This is a genomic window from Corynebacterium sp. ACRPF, from assembly GCF_022347395.1.
GTDB lineage: Bacteria > Actinomycetota > Actinomycetes > Mycobacteriales > Mycobacteriaceae > Corynebacterium > Corynebacterium tuberculostearicum_D.
On record NZ_JAKRNB010000002.1, the window covers coordinates 155,459 to 169,637 of the forward strand.

Sequence of the window (14,179 nt, forward strand, 5' to 3'; positions counted from 1 at the left end):
TGAGGGAAATTTTATGAGCATTCTGAAGAAAGTTAAAAAGGCCCGCCAAGAAGCACGCGCACAGGCAAAGGCCGCCAAGACCCGTGCCAAGGCAGAGGTAAAGGCCCAGTCTAAGGACCGTCGCCGCCAGCAAAAGCTCCTGGCCAAGCAGGAAAAGCACCTCATTAAGTCGGAGGAAAAGGGCCTCAAGAAGCGCCGCAAGCATGAGGAGAAGATGGCCAAGAACGAGCTGGCCAAGCTCAAGGCCGGCCGCTTTAACTCCGATAATGTCAAGCGTTATGCCGGTGCACTGCGCACCGCCGCACCCCTGCTGCTGCCGCTCCTCTACCGCGGCTACGTGGGCCTGAAGACCGAGGGCGAAAAGCGCAAGGCCGCTAAGGCCGGCGTGAGCTCGGATCAGATGGCTTCCTTCTCCGGCTACGGTGCGCCGCTCAAGGCCCGCACCGCCGGCATCCGCAACTCCCTCGATAACACGGACGTTCCGGCCGGCTTCAAGCGCGATGTGCGTGACCGCCTGCAAGAAGTGGACTCCGCCATCGATAATGCCGAGTTCATGACCGAGCAGCAGCGCCGCCGCGCTCACAAGACCATTAGCTCGGAAATTGACTCCATTACTGCGGAAATCCAGCAGCGCCTGGCCCAGTAAAAGAGATACACGCCGCCACCGCCTCCTATTCGGTGGTGGCGTTTAATTTTTTTCTATAAAGATCCGGGATTTTTCGGGAAAAGTATTTTCGGCCAGAAAAAGTTGCTGATAATCTTCTCACCGCCCTACCCCTTTAGCACCGTTTATGCTCTCTGTGCTTGGTGCAATTTTTAAAAGTGGAGGAAATATTTCCCGCCGTGAAGTGACCCAATTTTACGACGACTTGGGCCACACCCTAATCCCCGAAGACCAGCTAGAAGTCGTTAGCTTCAGCGTAAACGGTCAAAATTACCTTATCGATCTCTCCACGGATAATGCTCGGCATTTCCATAATCTGCTCGCCCCCTACGTGGACGCCGCCCGCATAGCCCCCCGCGCACGATGCGCAGCGGGCAAACCCCAGCCAAATCCGCGAATGGGCCCGCACCCAAGGCCTGCCAGTGGCGCACCGCGGAAAGATCCGGCAAGACGTTATCGAGGCGTATAACGCCGCTAATTAAAGCACGCCTTGCTCGCGCGCTGCCGCCACAGCAGAGGTGCGCGAGCGCACGCCCAATTTGTCATAAATGTGCACCAGGTGGGACTTCACCGTGGCCTCAGACAGCATGAGATCCTGGCCAATCTGCCGGTTCGACGCACCCGCCGCAACTAGCTGCAAGACCTCAAGCTCACGCGGCGTGAGCGAGGTGCGTGGCGTACGCACGCGAGTCATCAGCCTATCGGCCACGATGGGAGATAGCGCCGAATCACCCTCCGCAGTCGAGCGCACTGCGGCCAGCAGCTCGTGCGGTGGTGCGTCCTTGAGCAGGTAGCCCACGGCGCCAGCTTCGATAGCGCCGAGGATATCCGCATCAGTGTCATAGTTGGTAACCACGAGGACCTTGGGCGGGGTGGCCATCGCGGAGCGAATCTGCGCGGTTGCCTCCGCGCCGCCCATAACGCGGGTTCCTTCCACGCCCGCGCCGAAGCGCAGGTCCATCAAAATGACATCGATGCCGCCCGCCTGCGCTGCCGACACCGCAGCTTCGGCCGTAGCGACCTCCCCTACGACGTCGATATCCTCTGCGCCCTCAAGCACGGAGCGCAGACCCAGGCGGACGATTTCGTGGTCATCTGCCAATAGGACCCGAATCACGACATTCCTCCTATCGATGTCATTGTCAACCAAAAGTTTAATCTACCCGGTTGCCTAAGGGCATACTAACTGACACGGCAGTGCCCTCCCCCGGTGCGGATTCAATAATGACCTCCCCACCTAGCTCCTGTGCCCGGCGCCTAATTGCGGCCAGCCCAATATGCCCCAGCCCTGCCGGGGTACTTTCCACCGCGGCTGGATCAAAGCCCTTGCCGTTATCCACCACGTCCAGGCGCACCTCATCGCCCTCATAGGTCACCGTGATCCGGGCGCGGCTTGCCTCTGCATGCTTGACGACGTTCCCCACAGCGCCCTGCGCAATCCGCAGCAGCGCCGCCTCTACCTTCATGGGCAGCTGCTGTACCTCTCCTTCGGATTCCACCTCGACGTGGATATCTCCGGTAGCGCCGAAATTTTCCGCCATACGGGTCAACGCGGCCTCAAGGGATGCCTCATTGAGCGTCGGCGGCTGCAAAGCGGCAATCATTGCCCGCGCTTCGTGTAAATTATCCGCGGCCGTCCTGCGGGCCAGCTCGATGCGCTCTCGCGCTTTGCCCGCGTCCTGCTTATCCAGATCACGGTCCGCCGAATGCAGGAGCATTTGAATGGAAGACAGTCCCTGGGCAAGGGTGTCATGAATCTCGTGCGCAATGCGCTGACGTTCGGCCACCATGCCGGCATCGCGCTCCGTGGCTGCCAGCTGCGAACGGGTTTCAATCAACTCTTTATTCATCCGCGACAGTGTCCGGAAGGCGTAGGTGATCGCTATCGTCACCAGCGCCGAGACCGCCGGCCCCATGACGCCGCCGAAGGTCAGACCCTGCGGAATCTGCACCACCACGGTGATGATCGAGGCAACGATGACGCACGCGATGCCCGCCGCCATGTCCAGCACCGTGAGGTACAAAAAGAACATGGCGAAAACCAAATAGATTGCCGCGGGGGCCACGAACAGATCCGCAACCCACAGCACCGAGAGTATGCACAGCCACAGGTAGCGCACAGGCCGGGCCCAATATTCCCCGTATACCGAGCCTGCGAAGTACACGGCCGCAAAGCCCACCAAGAGCAGCAGGTTGATGATCGCTTGCGAAAGCGGCATTCGTGCGGAGGTAAAAATGCCTACCACCAGCAGGCCAGCGGTCAGGATATGGATGCCGGTGCGCAACGCATCGGTATCCCGGTCTATTGTGGGGCTCATGCGCAAAAGCCTACTTCCCCTACTCGCCTTAGCCACTTTTGGGATCGCCGGCTGCGATTCATCCGCACCCACCCCTGCACCAACCACTACGGTGACTCCGGAGGCTTCGGAGGCACCGGAGGTTAACGTGGCCCAAACCGCGGAAGTCAATGACTGGAGCGATTGCCCCTACATCGGCCCTGGCTGGCTCGAAGAAACCAACGGCCAGCGCCTGACCAAGCAGGGCATCGACACGCGCTTTCCCACCCCGGCCTGCGTCTTTTGGTCCTACCAGGACGACCCACAAGCCACCGTCATCGTGCGCGATATGCCCACGGTCGACGACGCCCGCGCCGCAGTGGATTGGGCCGCGCCTATCGACGCCACCGAACCGGCCTCCTTCGACGGCTGGGAAGGTGGCCGGGGCGTAGTCAATGAGCACGCCGTGTACGCCGTCCAGAAGGACACGCACGCGGTGCTGGTGTGGAGCAACCAGCAACAAACCGTTAAATCAGAGCAGATCGCCCACGAAGCGATCGCCAACTTGGGCCTTTAAACCGCGACGTCGTTGTACGGCATCATCGGCGACAGCCACGGGAATACCACTTCCATCAGCAGGAAAAAGACTCCCACCGCAATAGCAATGGCCAAGATGACCTTCACCGGTGTGGGCCCCGGCAAGAGATTCCACAAAGCGCGATACATTATTTCTCCTCTTTTTCTACTTCCATAGCGTGCACAATCATGCGCTCCGCGTTGGAAAACTGCGGGTGACACGTGGTCAAGGTCAAGATCTCGCGGCTCGGCTCGGCGTCCGACTCTGGCACGGGGTTGGTCACCGAGACGTCGCCAGGCGTCGTAATATGCCGCCCAGCCACATGGGAATACTCCGGCGGAATTCCATTGAAACAATCCGCCTGCTCGCCATCGATGGGCAATACGCGATAGGTAATTCGCTCCTTCTGCGTCTCCACCACGATGTCATCGCAGGTCTCTAGCTTGCCCAAGTCATTAAAGGGAGCTCCCTTGCCCACGCGATGGCCCGCAACCGCAAAATTGCCCATCTCTCCCGGCATCTGGGAATCCAGGTAGCGCCCCGGGCCTCGCAGCAGATCATCTTCATTGGTGCCCTCAATGATGGCGAAGCGGTAGTCAGAACCGAACGTGGGAATATAAAGCTGCGCGAACGCCTCACCCAACTCCGGCTCCAACTTCTGCCGCGGATTGCGCCATTGCTCGTCGAGGTGGGCGCTCGCCTCCTCCTGCAGCTGACCGGATTCTACATTTGTCCAATAGGCTTCATAGAATGCAAAGAGTAAAAGAACCACGCCAATGGTTAGCATGAGTTCCCCTAGAACTTTAGTCATGCCTTAGACCATACTGCCCATGAAAGGTTGAGCATGTACGAAGTCTTCATGTACCCAGTTTCCGGAATCATGAAATTCTGGCACTGGCTCATCAGCAGCTTCGTCGGTGAATCTACGGCCTGGCTGATTTCCATCATCCTGCTGGTTATCACCGTGCGCGGCGTCGTTGTTCCCTTGAACTGGATATCCGTACGCTCCGCCCGCATCGGCGCACTCATCCGCCCGGAGAATAACCGCATCAAAAAGCAGATGAATAACGCCACCACCACCGAGGAAATGGCGGAGCTCATGCAAGAGGAAAAGAACCTCATGAAGAGCTATAACTACAACCCCGCAGCTGGTTGTGTTCCCCCGCTCATCATGATTCCGGCCTTCATCGGCCTCTATCAAGTGCTCCTGCGCATGTCCAATATTGAGCGCGGCTCCACCACCGTGGGCATGTTGAATGCCTCCGACGTCTCGGCCTTCCGCGAAACCACCTTTTACGGCGCTCCGCTGACGGATTTCGCCCGCGAGCACGGCGACCTCATCAATCCCATCCTCATTGCCGCCATCGCCTTTACCATGGCTAATTCCGTCATTTCCCTCGTGCGCAGTTTCCGCACCACTCAATTTGATCAGAAGGTCAACCGCCGCGTCTTCATTCTCATGGGCTTTTTGCTCCTGGTGATCCCATTCTTCCTGTGGCACCTAGCCCAAACCGGACCTATCCCAGTGGCCATCATCCTTTACTGGGGCTGCGCCTATCTCTTCATGCTGATCCAAACCGCTATCTTTGAGATCATTTTGCACCGCGACTACCCGCTTACTGAGGATGTCCACGCTATGCGCCGCGAAAGCATTCGCCGCTGGCGCAAGCGCGAAAAAGAACCCGCCCTCTCCAAGGAGGAGAAGAAGCGGGTCAGCCAGCTACGTATGGAGGCGCGAAAGTACCTTAAATCGAATAATCAGCAGGGGGAGCAGAAAGCATCTGAGTAGCTAGGTCGCGGGCCGTCTGCAGCGGCCCAATCTCCTTGGTGAGCCGAGCACCCGCACGGCCGCCATCCAGGAAAATCAACAGCTGGCTCGCCTGCGAGGACGATGGGTAACCATTGCGCTCGGTTAGCAAGGCGGTCAGTGTGGAATGCACCCAATTACGGTGTTCAACGCAGGCAGCCACGATACCGTGTTCCGCCTCGGTTTCGGGGCGCGGATACTCTCCGGCCGCATTCAAGAAGTGGGAGCCGCGGAATTCCTGCGTGGGTTCTTCCTCGATCGCCTTATCAAAAAAGGCCAGGATCTTTTGATCCGGATCCGTCATCTCCGCGGTACGCTGTTCCCAATCTTGGCGGAACTTCTCATCCAAAGCTTCTACATAAGCGATAACGAGCGCGTCTTTGGAACCAAATAAGGAGTACAAAGAAGCTTTAGCCACATCTGCCTCGCGTAGGATGCGGTCAATTCCGATAACGCGAATGCCCTCGGTGGTAAAAAGCTTGGTCGCTGATTCCAGCAGCCGGCTGCGCGGGCTGGGCCGATTGCGGCGCGACTTCTTCTCTGCCATGGGTTCCTCTCTAAAACGACAAAGCCGGTTCATCTATACTTTATAGACAAACCGGTATGTACGCGAATTATATTCGGGTTACTTCTTAATGAGCCCCACAATCCACAGCAGGATACAGGCGCCACCAGTAGCGGCAAGCAACGAGAAGATCCAACCGCCTTCCTCAATATTCAGGAAGTGGATAATCATGCCGCCGATAACACCGCCAAGCACACCAACGATAAGGTTGGTCAGCAAGCCATGATCGCGCTTCATAATCTTTTCTGCCAACCAGCCGGCGATGATACCAATAATGATCGAGCTAAAAAGCCCCAAACCCAAGTTCATATATTCCTCCTAAATTAGTGGGTAAACCTTAGCCTACACGAGCGCAGGCTACCTAAGAGGATACCGAACAACAAGAGCGCCCCGCCCAGGGGGCGAAGCGCTCTATGACAGCAGCTTTTAGCCTTCCTCATCCGGACGGACAACCATCATCGGGCACGGTGCGGACTGCAACAGTGCGCGAGAGGTCGAGCCCAAGAGCATACCTTTAAAGCCGCCACGACCGTGCGAACCAACAACCAATAGCTGCGCGCCTTCTGCAGCCTCGGTCAAAGCGCTCACTGGACGGTCACGGGTAATGAGCTTCTTTACCTCAACCTCTGGGTATTCTTCACGCGGCTCCTTCAGATTCTCGGTCAGAAGCTCGCTCTGCTCCCTTTCAATATCAGCCCACTCGGACTGGGCGGCCGAAAGCCCCGCCAAGGAAGCCTGCACCTGCATATCCATCCAAGTGTGCACGGCAATCAAAGCAGCACCGCGGGCCTGTGCCTCTCGGAATGCGTAAGAAGTAGCTTTCTGCGATACCTCGGAACCATCCACACCAACGACGACAGGGCCGTACTTGGTGGAGTCCGTAACATGATTATCCTCTCGAACGACGACCACCGGGCAAGAGGCATGGGACACAACCGAAGCGGAGACAGAACCCATCACCATGCCGGACAGGCCACCCATGCCGCGGGAGCCCATGACGATCATGGTGACATCGTGCGACATTTCTAGCAGCATGTCGATCGGGGAGCCCTCGGCCACAGTGTGACCAATCTTCAGCTCTGGGGCTACCTCATGAGCGATGGCGCGAGCTTCCTCGATCTTCTCGAGCGTTTCGGCCTGCAAGTCGTCGAAAAGCTCCTTTGGCGGAACCATACCCTCTGCGTACAGGAACTGTGGCATGGTGTAGCTGGATGCGATTCGCAGTGGAATCTCGCGCTTCATAGCCGTATTTGCGGCCCAACGTACTGCATTCTTCGATGCATCCGAACCGTCAACGGCAACGACTACAATGTCTTCCTTAGCCATGATGTGTCCTTTCGGTGGTTATACCTTAATTGTAGTACGGATTAGGCTTGAGGGTTGACGGTTGCAGCCTCGGAATTCGACGGGAACATAACAGTGTAAACAAACTCCAGCACGTTACGAATTACAGCGCCAATGCCTTCAGAGAAAAAGGCGACAACCGGTTCAATGAGAGAGTTAAATTCCATGGACAAAACATTAATACATCGCAGAAAAGGTTTCACGCCTTTACCGATTAAAGACGGCCTGAATCCAACCCGCGTGCGCACCTCCGAGGCAGGCATAACTGCCTGGGAGTTTCTTAGTGCAGTCATCTCGGCACAACGCCACCGACACCCCGAGGACGACGCTTCGGCACTCCAGGCGCGTTTCGACTCCGGCGAGGTTGTCCTACGCAATCAAACCAAGCTCCGTCCGGACTCAATATTGAGCCAGGACGAGGATGTCTTTTTCTACCGCATGCCGGCGCCTGAAACACCGGTGCCTTACGACGTCCCCATCCTCTTCGAGGATGAACATATCCTCGTCGCAGATAAGCCACCGTTTATGGCAACCATGCCACGCGCCCGCCACATCGTACAGACCGCTACGGTCCAGCTACGGCGAATGACAGGTAACGACGAGCTTGCCCCAGCGCACCGCCTAGACAGACTTACCTCCGGAATTTTGCTATTCACCAAACATCGCGAGGTTCGCGGCGCCTTCCAAACCCTCTTCGCGGAAAAGAAGGTACAAAAGACCTATCAGGCGATCGCCGAATACCGCCGCTTTCCGACGCCCCTCCAATGGGCCTCCCACCTCACCAAAACCCCTGGCGAAATCCAAGGACGAATAGGTCGTGGCACCCCCAACGCTTTTACTACTCTGGCCGCAGTAGAACTAATAGACAACGCCCCGTATGAAAGGATCCATGGCGCCCTGCCGCAATTAGGCAAATACACGCTTAAACCCACCACGGGCAAGACCCATCAATTGCGTCTTCACATGTGGCAAGCTGGAATACCCATCCTAGGTGATCCCGTCTATCCAGTAATCTATCCTGAGGACGCGGAGGATATGCGTATCCCAATGCATCTCACAGCAAGCCACATCGAATTTACTGACCCCATCAGCGGGAAGAAACGGGCGTTCGAGTCCGCCCTTCCTCGGGCCTGACCCCCGGAAAGTAGACACGTCGGGGGTTAGCTATGCTGCTTGAGTCAGTGTAGCTGAATTAAGCGCTTCGAAGTCATCGGGGGCTAGAAGGTTGCACCAGGAGTGCCGTCTGCGCGTGTTGTAGCGCATGCACCACCGGAAGACTTCTTGGCGGCAGATGATGTGATTGTCAAACACTTTCCGATCACGCAGAACTTCACGCTTGAGACTGGCGTTAAATGATTCTGCCAGGGCATTATCGGCACTCGTTCCCACCGCTCCCATGGATTGGCGTACACCAAGCTGGGTGCAGTGGTCCCGAAATGCTTGTGAGGTGTACACACTGCCGTGATCGGAATGGAAAATTGCCCCTTTAAGGCTTCCGCGGACTTTTCTGGCATGACTCGGTGGCCAGGCTTGCGCCGGGTGGTGATGCATCGACGCCGTTTAGTAAAGCCTTTCAGTCCCATGGATTTCATGATGCGTGCGACCTTCTTATGGGTTATCGGGGGAAAGTCCGTATCGTTGTTGAGGCTTGCAGCGATGCGTTTAGCGCCATAAAGCCCGTGCTCGTCATCGAAAATGGTCTTGATTCTCGCACCAAGAAGGGCATCGGAGCACGTCTTTAACCTGCGTTTTGCGCGGGTGTTGACCCATTTGTAGAACGAGGAGCGATTGAGCTTTAACACGTGGCACATCCGCTTGACCGAGTACTCGGTTCGGTGGTCATAGACAAACTGGAAGCGGATTACCAGCGTGTCTCTTCGGCAAAATACTTCGCGGCCTTGCGCAGGATGTCACGTTCTTCGCGCAGCTTCGCGTTTTCTTTTGTCTCGCTGGCGGATTCGTTCGGAATCAGTCGTCGCCTGGGCCTTGTCACGCATGTTCTTCGAGCGGGCACGTTTGCCGGTGGCGTGCTGCTTAAGTCAGGAATAAAGTGAAGAACCATTGATTCCTAGCTCTGCTGCAGCCGTGTGAAGTGAGAGGTCCTCATTGTTTTCGTAGAGGGCCACAGCATCACATTTGAACTGTTCGGAGTACCTAGGCATGGTGGTAGATTACCTTTCTTCCCAACCCAACCGGGCTGGATATCAGGTGTCTACCTAACGGGGGTCGGGTCCGCTCGCAGTACGTCAGCGTTGTCTACAACGAGCGACTTGCTCAGCACAGGATTGCCGCTTCTACTGGGACGGTTGGTGGCTCCTATGACAATGCTCTAGCTGAAAACGTTAACGGCTCCTACACGAATGAGCTGATTCATGCTCGCAGGTGGGAAGACGTTGTCGAGGTAGAAATCGCGACGTTCGAGTGGGTGTCATGGTGGAACGAGACTAGGCTCCACCAAAGCTTGGGATACCGAACCCCGGTCGAGGTGGAACCCGAATTTTGAAGGCAGAACCCGCCACAGGAAATAATAGAAATCAAGGCAAATGCCTAGGAACAAAACTCGGGGCGCTTCAGGGCTACTGGATAGTAGAGACAGCCTCGGGTTCTTAAGATGTGGGCCAGAGTGAACGAATAGTGAAATGACAGTCGTGTCCCTTGAGAATTGGCTCTTGGAGAAGGTCGGGAGGTAACGGTCTATAGGCCATCACTCACGATTTTTTTAATAAAGCGTGAGACAGTAAAGGTCGCAAGCGCCGATAAAATGACTGCAAATATTGCATCAATTCCCCAGTCTTGCAGTGTCTGATTATGCGCAATCGAAGAGGGGAGAAAGACTAACATTAAGCAACTCGCAGAAACCATAAAAAGTTGCAGATTGCTGCTGATTACAGTACCGATGTTGACATTTCTATCAAGGAGTTTTCCGCCGAAATAGAGGAATATCGTTGCAGGTGCTGCTATCAGAAAAGTGGTTAGAGGGATGGGGGCTCGAGGGTCAGAATCCATCATCATAGTGACAGTTGTGTAGAGCAAGCCGAGAGAGAACGAAGATAACAGTAGTACAACAAAGGTGAAACATTTCTGCATAGTGAGCTCCTTTTCCATTAGACGGAACGTTACGGTGGTGTCGTACGTTACACAACCTCCGAAGAAAGGATTGACTTCATATGGATTCTTGAAAAACCTCAATGCGACGTAAGGCTCTGGCAATAGTATTCGCTTCATCTCTTGCTATTTCTGGCTCAACTGTCGCACACGCAAATGAAGGTACTGAGAGTCAAGGATCTTACGAAGCAGGAAATGATTTTCCTAAGAACCCAAGCGAAGCTGATCTCGCAGAAGCTGGATTGACCCGTGCAGATGCCGATAAGATGACTCAGGACTACGTCCGTGGCATAGAAGAAGCCCAGAAGTCAGGCGAAGTAAGCGAAGAAGAAGCGAATCAAATGCTGGAACTCGCGGAGTCTCCAGACTCTGGTGACAACGATGGTACAAGCACGCGAGCCCTGCCTTTGTGGGCAGCAGCTGCAGTTGTTGGCTGTGCCGGAGGTGTAGTTGTTGGGGAAGGGAAAACCCAAATTAAGAATGCTCTTAAAGAAGGAGCTTCTGTAGATGAAGCTACGGATATTGCTGTTGGAGCAGCCGTAGATTGTGTATTTGGCGCTGTGCCAGGCGGTGTGATTACTGCATCTCTTAAGAAGACCCTCACGCAACCGGTCAAGGCCGCTGTTAAGCCTGCTGTAAAGAAAGGCGTAGAACAAATCGCTAAAGAATAGTGGAACCCAACGTGTAAGCCTCGGTATAGCAGGTTGAATGTAAGCGCTGTCAGTGAACTTACTGGCAGCGCTTTGCGCTAGTTGCTTAAACTCACCCAACTTAGGTTAAAGCTTCATTTTATGCCTATCACCAGCATGAATGGAGCATTCTCTGTAAAACTGATTGGTCAAGTCCTGGGTAGTGGTGTATCTGTTTTCGAATCTGGGGTTAGTTTCATGGCGGTGGTTTAGGGGCCATCTCGGGGATAAGGGGTGAGGGTATTCACGCGGCGATCTCCTGGTTGTTGTCGCGGTCCTCGTCGATGACCCCAGCGGCGATGATCTCTTTGGTCTGTGCCAGGCTGGTCAGTGACATATAACGCTTCTGTTGGATCCAGTCATCGTGCTGTTCGGCCAAAACCGCCCCAACAAGGCGCACAACAGCGTCTCGGTTTGGGAAGATTCCTACGACATCGGTACGCCGGCGGATCTCCCTATTGAGCCGTTCAGTGGGGTTATTCGACCAGATTTTGGTCCACACCGCTCTCGGCGCAGCGGTAAACGCCAACAGCTCGTCGAGACACTCCTCGAGGTAGGTGGCAACGTGAGGGAATTTCTGCTGGCAGAATTCAATAACCTCACGAGCTTGGGCCCACACACTAGCGGCATCGGGTTGCTGAAAGATTGTGTGAAACATCGCTGACAGAGTCGGCCATTGGGTATTGGGAACCTGGGCCGAGAGGTTCTTCGCGAAGTGCGTCCGACACCGCTGCCAACAAGCCTGCGGCAGGCAGTCACCCACGGCTGCTTGAATACCAAGATGGGCATCACTAGTAACGAGGAATACCCCGGTCAGGCCACGGGCGATGAGGTCCCGAAAGAACCCGGTCCACGACGCGGTAGATTCCGCGGTGGCAACCTGCATGCCCAAAAGCTCTCGGTAGCCGTCAGCGTTGACACCTGTGGCCAGCAACACGCTGGTCTTTACGACACGTCCTCCTTCCCGCACCTTCATTGTCAGCGCGTCGCAGGAGACAAAGTGGTAGGGGCCTTGGTCAAGCCGGCGGGTGCGGAAGTCATCGACCATGTCATCGAGTTCTTTGGCCATCTGGCTGACCTGAGACTTCGACAAGTTGTTGATCCCAAGGGTGGCCACCAGGTCGTTCATCCTGCGAGTGGAGACTCCTTTCAGGTAACAGGTGGCGATGACTGTGGTCAGGGCACGCTCGGTGCGGCTGCGGCGCTCTAGCAGCCAGTCAGGAAAAAATGCGCCGGTGCGTAGCTTCGGGATTGCCACATCAATGCTGCCGACTCGGGTATCAAGTTGGCGATGACGGTAGCCATTACGTGTGTTGGTGCGCTCGGCTGACACGGTGGCGTAATCAGCCCCGCAGACGGTGTCTGCTTGGGCGGAAAGAATCTGGTTGATGAAGTCAGTGAGCATTTGGCGCATCAAATCTGGGGACGCTTGAGTCAGTAGCTCTTCGAGATACGCGGTCGGATCGATATGATGAGGGTCAGCGGCCATCGCAGGGTACTTCCTTTCGAGGATAGGTAAGAGTTGATTCGAAAGGTACCCGCGATGGTCGCCTTCATGCACACCGGCACAAGACTTACCGCGGGCTACAGATACACCACGTTAGGGGACGCAACCAACTGATTTGTGCTGCGGTTAGCGATTGTGTATTCCCCTCAAATTCCTGAAGGATCTACCGGTTCTATATGTTCTTTATGTCCTATCGGGCATATAGCGGGGACTAAAACGCCTGTTTAACCTGGGATTATGAAGATTCCTTTGCTAGGTTTCAGCACTTTTCGGGGGTGGAATCTCAATTTCTAAGCATGCGCTTGGTTTCAGCACTTTTTGCTTCCCGCGTTTTGGGCATAAGAATACCCGCAGTTAACGCGAGTATTTGAATCTTAGAATGGCAGTTTTTAGAGAAATCTTTGCTGGGAGATTAATAAACATGCTGATCAAAGAAGATTGAGCACGCTACCTTATCGCTTTGTTTGAATTCCAGTACGGACTCGCCGAAGCAGGGTGAGCTACAGAGATAGGTAGTTCGACTATAGCTTTATGGGACAACTTTGTGTCGTTTACACCAAGTCAGGTCCGTGCGAATAATTCGCTGGCGGAGTCGTTTAATGCCACGCTCAAACGGGAAGTGATGCAAAATACCAAAACGTTTGCCAATTAGCTTGTGCGCCGTCGGGAGGTATTTCGATGGTGCACCAGGTACAACACAAAACCTAGGCATTCCTGATGTGGCTATCTCGCGCCTGCGGGATTTGAAACTCAAGGTCCTGCTATCCTAAAACGTGCTTCCTGATGAAACCCCTGTTTCTACTTTCCAGGGGTCGGGCCCCTTTCTATACGCACCACTAAATCGATCACCCCTAGCCGTCATATTGCGTTGACCGTAGAACTGTCACGTCGGGAAACGTAGGACCATAGCGGGCGCATTCTAGGAGTGGATAAAGAAAAGTCACCGAGCCATTCCCTGTCCCGTAAATCCCTGACAATAAGCACAGCTGGGTGCGGGGACGCAGCAAGTTGCGAGTCCTGAAGTGTTCACCTAGGGCGCCTGATGGCTAAAAACTTTAACGCCGACGAAAGGCGGCGGCGTGCAGCTCGCCACGAGTACTGTTGCATGACGCCTGCGTCCGTAAAACGTGAAAGAAGGGAAGAGGACGGTGGTGTTCCGTTCTCTTCCCTTTCTTGGGTTATTGAGTTGTTTTTGTTGTTTGGTGTCGGCGGTGACTTACTCTCCCACAACCTCCCGGTTGCAGTACCATCAGCGTGTGCAGGCTTAGCTTCCGGGTTCGGAATGGGACCGGGCGTTTCCCTGCAGCTATTGACCACCGACAAACATGCGAAGCACACACCCCTTTTTTTGGGTGCCCACCCTGTGGGTGGGTGTTGTGTCAGATACTGCATAGTGGACGCGGTCACGACAGTGACTATTTCTTGCTTTTCCTATTTGTTTTTGTCGGTACACACTTAGTGTGTTGGTGTTTGTTGTGGTCAATTAGTACCAGTAGCCTTCACACCTTACAGTGCTTCCAGGTCTGGCCTATCTACCCTATCGTCTTTAGGGGACCTTAACGAAACCTCATCTTAAAACAGGCTTCCCGCTTAGATGCTTTCAGCGGTTATCCCTTCCGTACGTAGCCAACCAGCACTAGCCAAC

15 protein-coding genes, 2 rRNA genes and 4 pseudogenes are annotated in these 14,179 nt (G+C 55.1%); 8 read left to right on the forward strand and 13 right to left on the reverse strand.

The features are described 5' to 3' along the window. The first annotated feature begins 13 nt into the window (after positions 1–13). Positions 14–646, forward strand: coding sequence for a DUF6474 family protein (locus tag MHX61_RS01680; protein WP_005325356.1), 633 nt, complete (start codon positions 14–16; stop codon positions 644–646). A 145-nt stretch (positions 647–791) separates the two neighbouring features. Further along, positions 792–1,146 (forward strand): annotated as a pseudogene (locus MHX61_RS01685) (Lsr2 family protein). Here MHX61_RS01685 and MHX61_RS01690 read toward each other — a convergent pair. Continuing rightward, a complete protein-coding gene (locus tag MHX61_RS01690; protein WP_005327021.1) occupies positions 1,143–1,781 on the reverse strand; it encodes a response regulator transcription factor in 639 nt (212 codons plus the stop codon). The pseudogene MHX61_RS01685 and the gene MHX61_RS01690 overlap by 4 nt on opposite strands. Before the next feature lie 37 nt (positions 1,782–1,818). After that, entirely contained in the window at positions 1,819–2,982 is a 1,164-nt protein-coding gene (locus MHX61_RS01695; RefSeq protein WP_239191892.1) for a sensor histidine kinase, read from the reverse strand. On the opposite strand from MHX61_RS01695, the gene MHX61_RS01700 reads away from it, so the two are divergent. Then, positions 2,981–3,517: a DUF2020 domain-containing protein gene (locus MHX61_RS01700; RefSeq protein WP_204610750.1), complete on the forward strand. Its 537-nt coding sequence runs from the start codon at positions 2,981–2,983 to the stop codon at positions 3,515–3,517. The two genes, MHX61_RS01695 and MHX61_RS01700, sit on opposite strands and share 2 nt — an antisense overlap. Here MHX61_RS01700 and MHX61_RS01705 read toward each other — a convergent pair. Continuing rightward, a complete protein-coding gene (locus MHX61_RS01705) occupies positions 3,514–3,666 on the reverse strand; it encodes a hypothetical protein (protein ID WP_049377502.1) in 153 nt (50 codons plus the stop codon). The genes MHX61_RS01700 and MHX61_RS01705 overlap by 4 nt on opposite strands. Beyond that, positions 3,666–4,328 carry a class E sortase gene (locus MHX61_RS01710; RefSeq protein ID WP_005327018.1) on the reverse strand — a complete coding sequence of 221 codons (663 nt, stop codon included), beginning with the start codon at positions 4,326–4,328 and terminating at the stop codon, positions 3,666–3,668. Before MHX61_RS01710 ends, MHX61_RS01705 begins: the two co-directional genes overlap by 1 nt. Positions 4,329–4,361: 33 nt before the next feature. On the opposite strand from MHX61_RS01710, the gene yidC reads away from it, so the two are divergent. Further along, a complete protein-coding gene (gene yidC, locus MHX61_RS01715; RefSeq protein ID WP_005325343.1) occupies positions 4,362–5,306 on the forward strand; it encodes a membrane protein insertase YidC in 945 nt (314 codons plus the stop codon). On the opposite strand, the gene MHX61_RS01720 is transcribed toward yidC, so the two are convergent. The 4 genes from MHX61_RS01720 to MHX61_RS01735 all read right to left on the reverse strand — a co-directional run bounded on the left by MHX61_RS01720 (position 5,263) and on the right by MHX61_RS01735 (position 7,400). After that, positions 5,263–5,871 (reverse strand): TetR/AcrR family transcriptional regulator, encoded by a 609-nt coding sequence (locus tag MHX61_RS01720; RefSeq protein WP_005327015.1) that lies wholly within the window; start codon positions 5,869–5,871, stop codon positions 5,263–5,265. The genes yidC and MHX61_RS01720 overlap by 44 nt on opposite strands. 78 nt (positions 5,872–5,949) lie before the next feature. Further along, positions 5,950–6,198: a GlsB/YeaQ/YmgE family stress response membrane protein gene (locus MHX61_RS01725; protein ID WP_239191905.1), complete on the reverse strand. Its 249-nt coding sequence runs from the start codon at positions 6,196–6,198 to the stop codon at positions 5,950–5,952. A 117-nt stretch (positions 6,199–6,315) separates the two neighbouring features. Then, positions 6,316–7,215: a universal stress protein gene (locus MHX61_RS01730; RefSeq protein ID WP_239191906.1), complete on the reverse strand. Its 900-nt coding sequence runs from the start codon at positions 7,213–7,215 to the stop codon at positions 6,316–6,318. 41 nt (positions 7,216–7,256) lie between these two features. Continuing rightward, on the reverse strand, positions 7,257–7,400 hold the full coding sequence (locus tag MHX61_RS01735) for a hypothetical protein (protein WP_239191909.1): 144 nt from the start codon (positions 7,398–7,400) through the stop codon (positions 7,257–7,259). Here MHX61_RS01735 and MHX61_RS01740 point away from each other — a divergent pair. Beyond that, the gene (locus MHX61_RS01740) at positions 7,381–8,367 is read left to right on the forward strand and encodes a pseudouridine synthase (RefSeq protein ID WP_370658396.1); all 987 of its coding nucleotides are present in this window, start codon (positions 7,381–7,383) and stop codon (positions 8,365–8,367) included. The genes MHX61_RS01735 and MHX61_RS01740 overlap by 20 nt on opposite strands. Positions 8,368–8,397: 30 nt before the next feature. On the opposite strand, the pseudogene MHX61_RS01745 reads toward MHX61_RS01740, so the two are convergent. Beyond that, positions 8,398–9,395: pseudogene (locus MHX61_RS01745) on the reverse strand (IS3 family transposase). A 74-nt stretch (positions 9,396–9,469) separates the two neighbouring features. On the opposite strand from MHX61_RS01745, the pseudogene MHX61_RS01750 reads away from it, so the two are divergent. Next, a pseudogene (locus MHX61_RS01750) lies at positions 9,470–9,736 on the forward strand (integrase core domain-containing protein); the annotation flags it as partial. Positions 9,737–9,927: 191 nt separating this feature from the next. On the opposite strand, the gene MHX61_RS01755 reads toward MHX61_RS01750, so the two are convergent. Beyond that, positions 9,928–10,338: a hypothetical protein gene (locus tag MHX61_RS01755; RefSeq protein WP_239191914.1), complete on the reverse strand. Its 411-nt coding sequence runs from the start codon at positions 10,336–10,338 to the stop codon at positions 9,928–9,930. Positions 10,339–10,421: 83 nt separating this feature from the next. Between MHX61_RS01755 and MHX61_RS01760 the strand changes: the two genes are divergently transcribed. Beyond that, on the forward strand, positions 10,422–11,009 hold the full coding sequence (locus MHX61_RS01760; RefSeq protein ID WP_239191916.1) for a hypothetical protein: 588 nt from the start codon (positions 10,422–10,424) through the stop codon (positions 11,007–11,009). A 262-nt stretch (positions 11,010–11,271) separates the two neighbouring features. On the opposite strand, the gene MHX61_RS01765 is transcribed toward MHX61_RS01760, so the two are convergent. Continuing rightward, entirely contained in the window at positions 11,272–12,516 is a 1,245-nt protein-coding gene (locus tag MHX61_RS01765) for an IS256 family transposase (RefSeq protein ID WP_239191918.1), read from the reverse strand. A 589-nt stretch (positions 12,517–13,105) separates the two neighbouring features. Between MHX61_RS01765 and MHX61_RS01770 the strand changes: the two are divergent. After that, positions 13,106–13,318, forward strand: a pseudogene (locus tag MHX61_RS01770) (integrase core domain-containing protein); the annotation flags it as partial. 419 nt (positions 13,319–13,737) lie between these two features. On the opposite strand, the gene rrf reads toward MHX61_RS01770, so the two are convergent. Then, positions 13,738–13,855 (reverse strand): 5S ribosomal RNA (gene rrf, locus MHX61_RS01775). A 142-nt stretch (positions 13,856–13,997) separates the two neighbouring features. Next, a 23S ribosomal RNA gene (locus MHX61_RS01780) occupies positions 13,998–14,179 on the reverse strand; the annotation flags it as partial.

Excerpts from the sequence above, each read along its gene's own strand:
- MHX61_RS01680 (WP_005325356.1), top strand. The coding sequence starts at position 14 with ATGAGCATTCTGAAGAAAGTTAAAAAGGCCCGCCAAGAAGCACGCGCA.
- MHX61_RS01700 (WP_204610750.1), top strand. The coding sequence starts at position 2,981 with ATGCGCAAAAGCCTACTTCCCCTACTCGCCTTAGCCACTTTTGGGATC.
- MHX61_RS01695 (WP_239191892.1), bottom strand. The coding sequence starts at position 2,982 with ATGAGCCCCACAATAGACCGGGATACCGATGCGTTGCGCACCGGCATC.
- MHX61_RS01705 (WP_049377502.1), bottom strand. The coding sequence starts at position 3,666 with ATGTATCGCGCTTTGTGGAATCTCTTGCCGGGGCCCACACCGGTGAAG.
- MHX61_RS01710 (WP_005327018.1), bottom strand. The coding sequence starts at position 4,328 with ATGACTAAAGTTCTAGGGGAACTCATGCTAACCATTGGCGTGGTTCTT.
- yidC (WP_005325343.1), top strand. The coding sequence starts at position 4,362 with ATGTACGAAGTCTTCATGTACCCAGTTTCCGGAATCATGAAATTCTGG.
- MHX61_RS01720 (WP_005327015.1), bottom strand. The coding sequence starts at position 5,871 with ATGGCAGAGAAGAAGTCGCGCCGCAATCGGCCCAGCCCGCGCAGCCGG.
- MHX61_RS01725 (WP_239191905.1), bottom strand. The coding sequence starts at position 6,198 with ATGAACTTGGGTTTGGGGCTTTTTAGCTCGATCATTATTGGTATCATC.
- MHX61_RS01730 (WP_239191906.1), bottom strand. The coding sequence starts at position 7,215 with ATGGCTAAGGAAGACATTGTAGTCGTTGCCGTTGACGGTTCGGATGCA.
- MHX61_RS01740 (WP_370658396.1), top strand. The coding sequence starts at position 7,381 with ATGAGAGAGTTAAATTCCATGGACAAAACATTAATACATCGCAGAAAA.
- MHX61_RS01735 (WP_239191909.1), bottom strand. The coding sequence starts at position 7,400 with ATGGAATTTAACTCTCTCATTGAACCGGTTGTCGCCTTTTTCTCTGAA.
- MHX61_RS01755 (WP_239191914.1), bottom strand. The coding sequence starts at position 10,338 with ATGGAAAAGGAGCTCACTATGCAGAAATGTTTCACCTTTGTTGTACTA.
- MHX61_RS01760 (WP_239191916.1), top strand. The coding sequence starts at position 10,422 with ATGCGACGTAAGGCTCTGGCAATAGTATTCGCTTCATCTCTTGCTATT.
- MHX61_RS01765 (WP_239191918.1), bottom strand. The coding sequence starts at position 12,516 with ATGGCCGCTGACCCTCATCATATCGATCCGACCGCGTATCTCGAAGAG.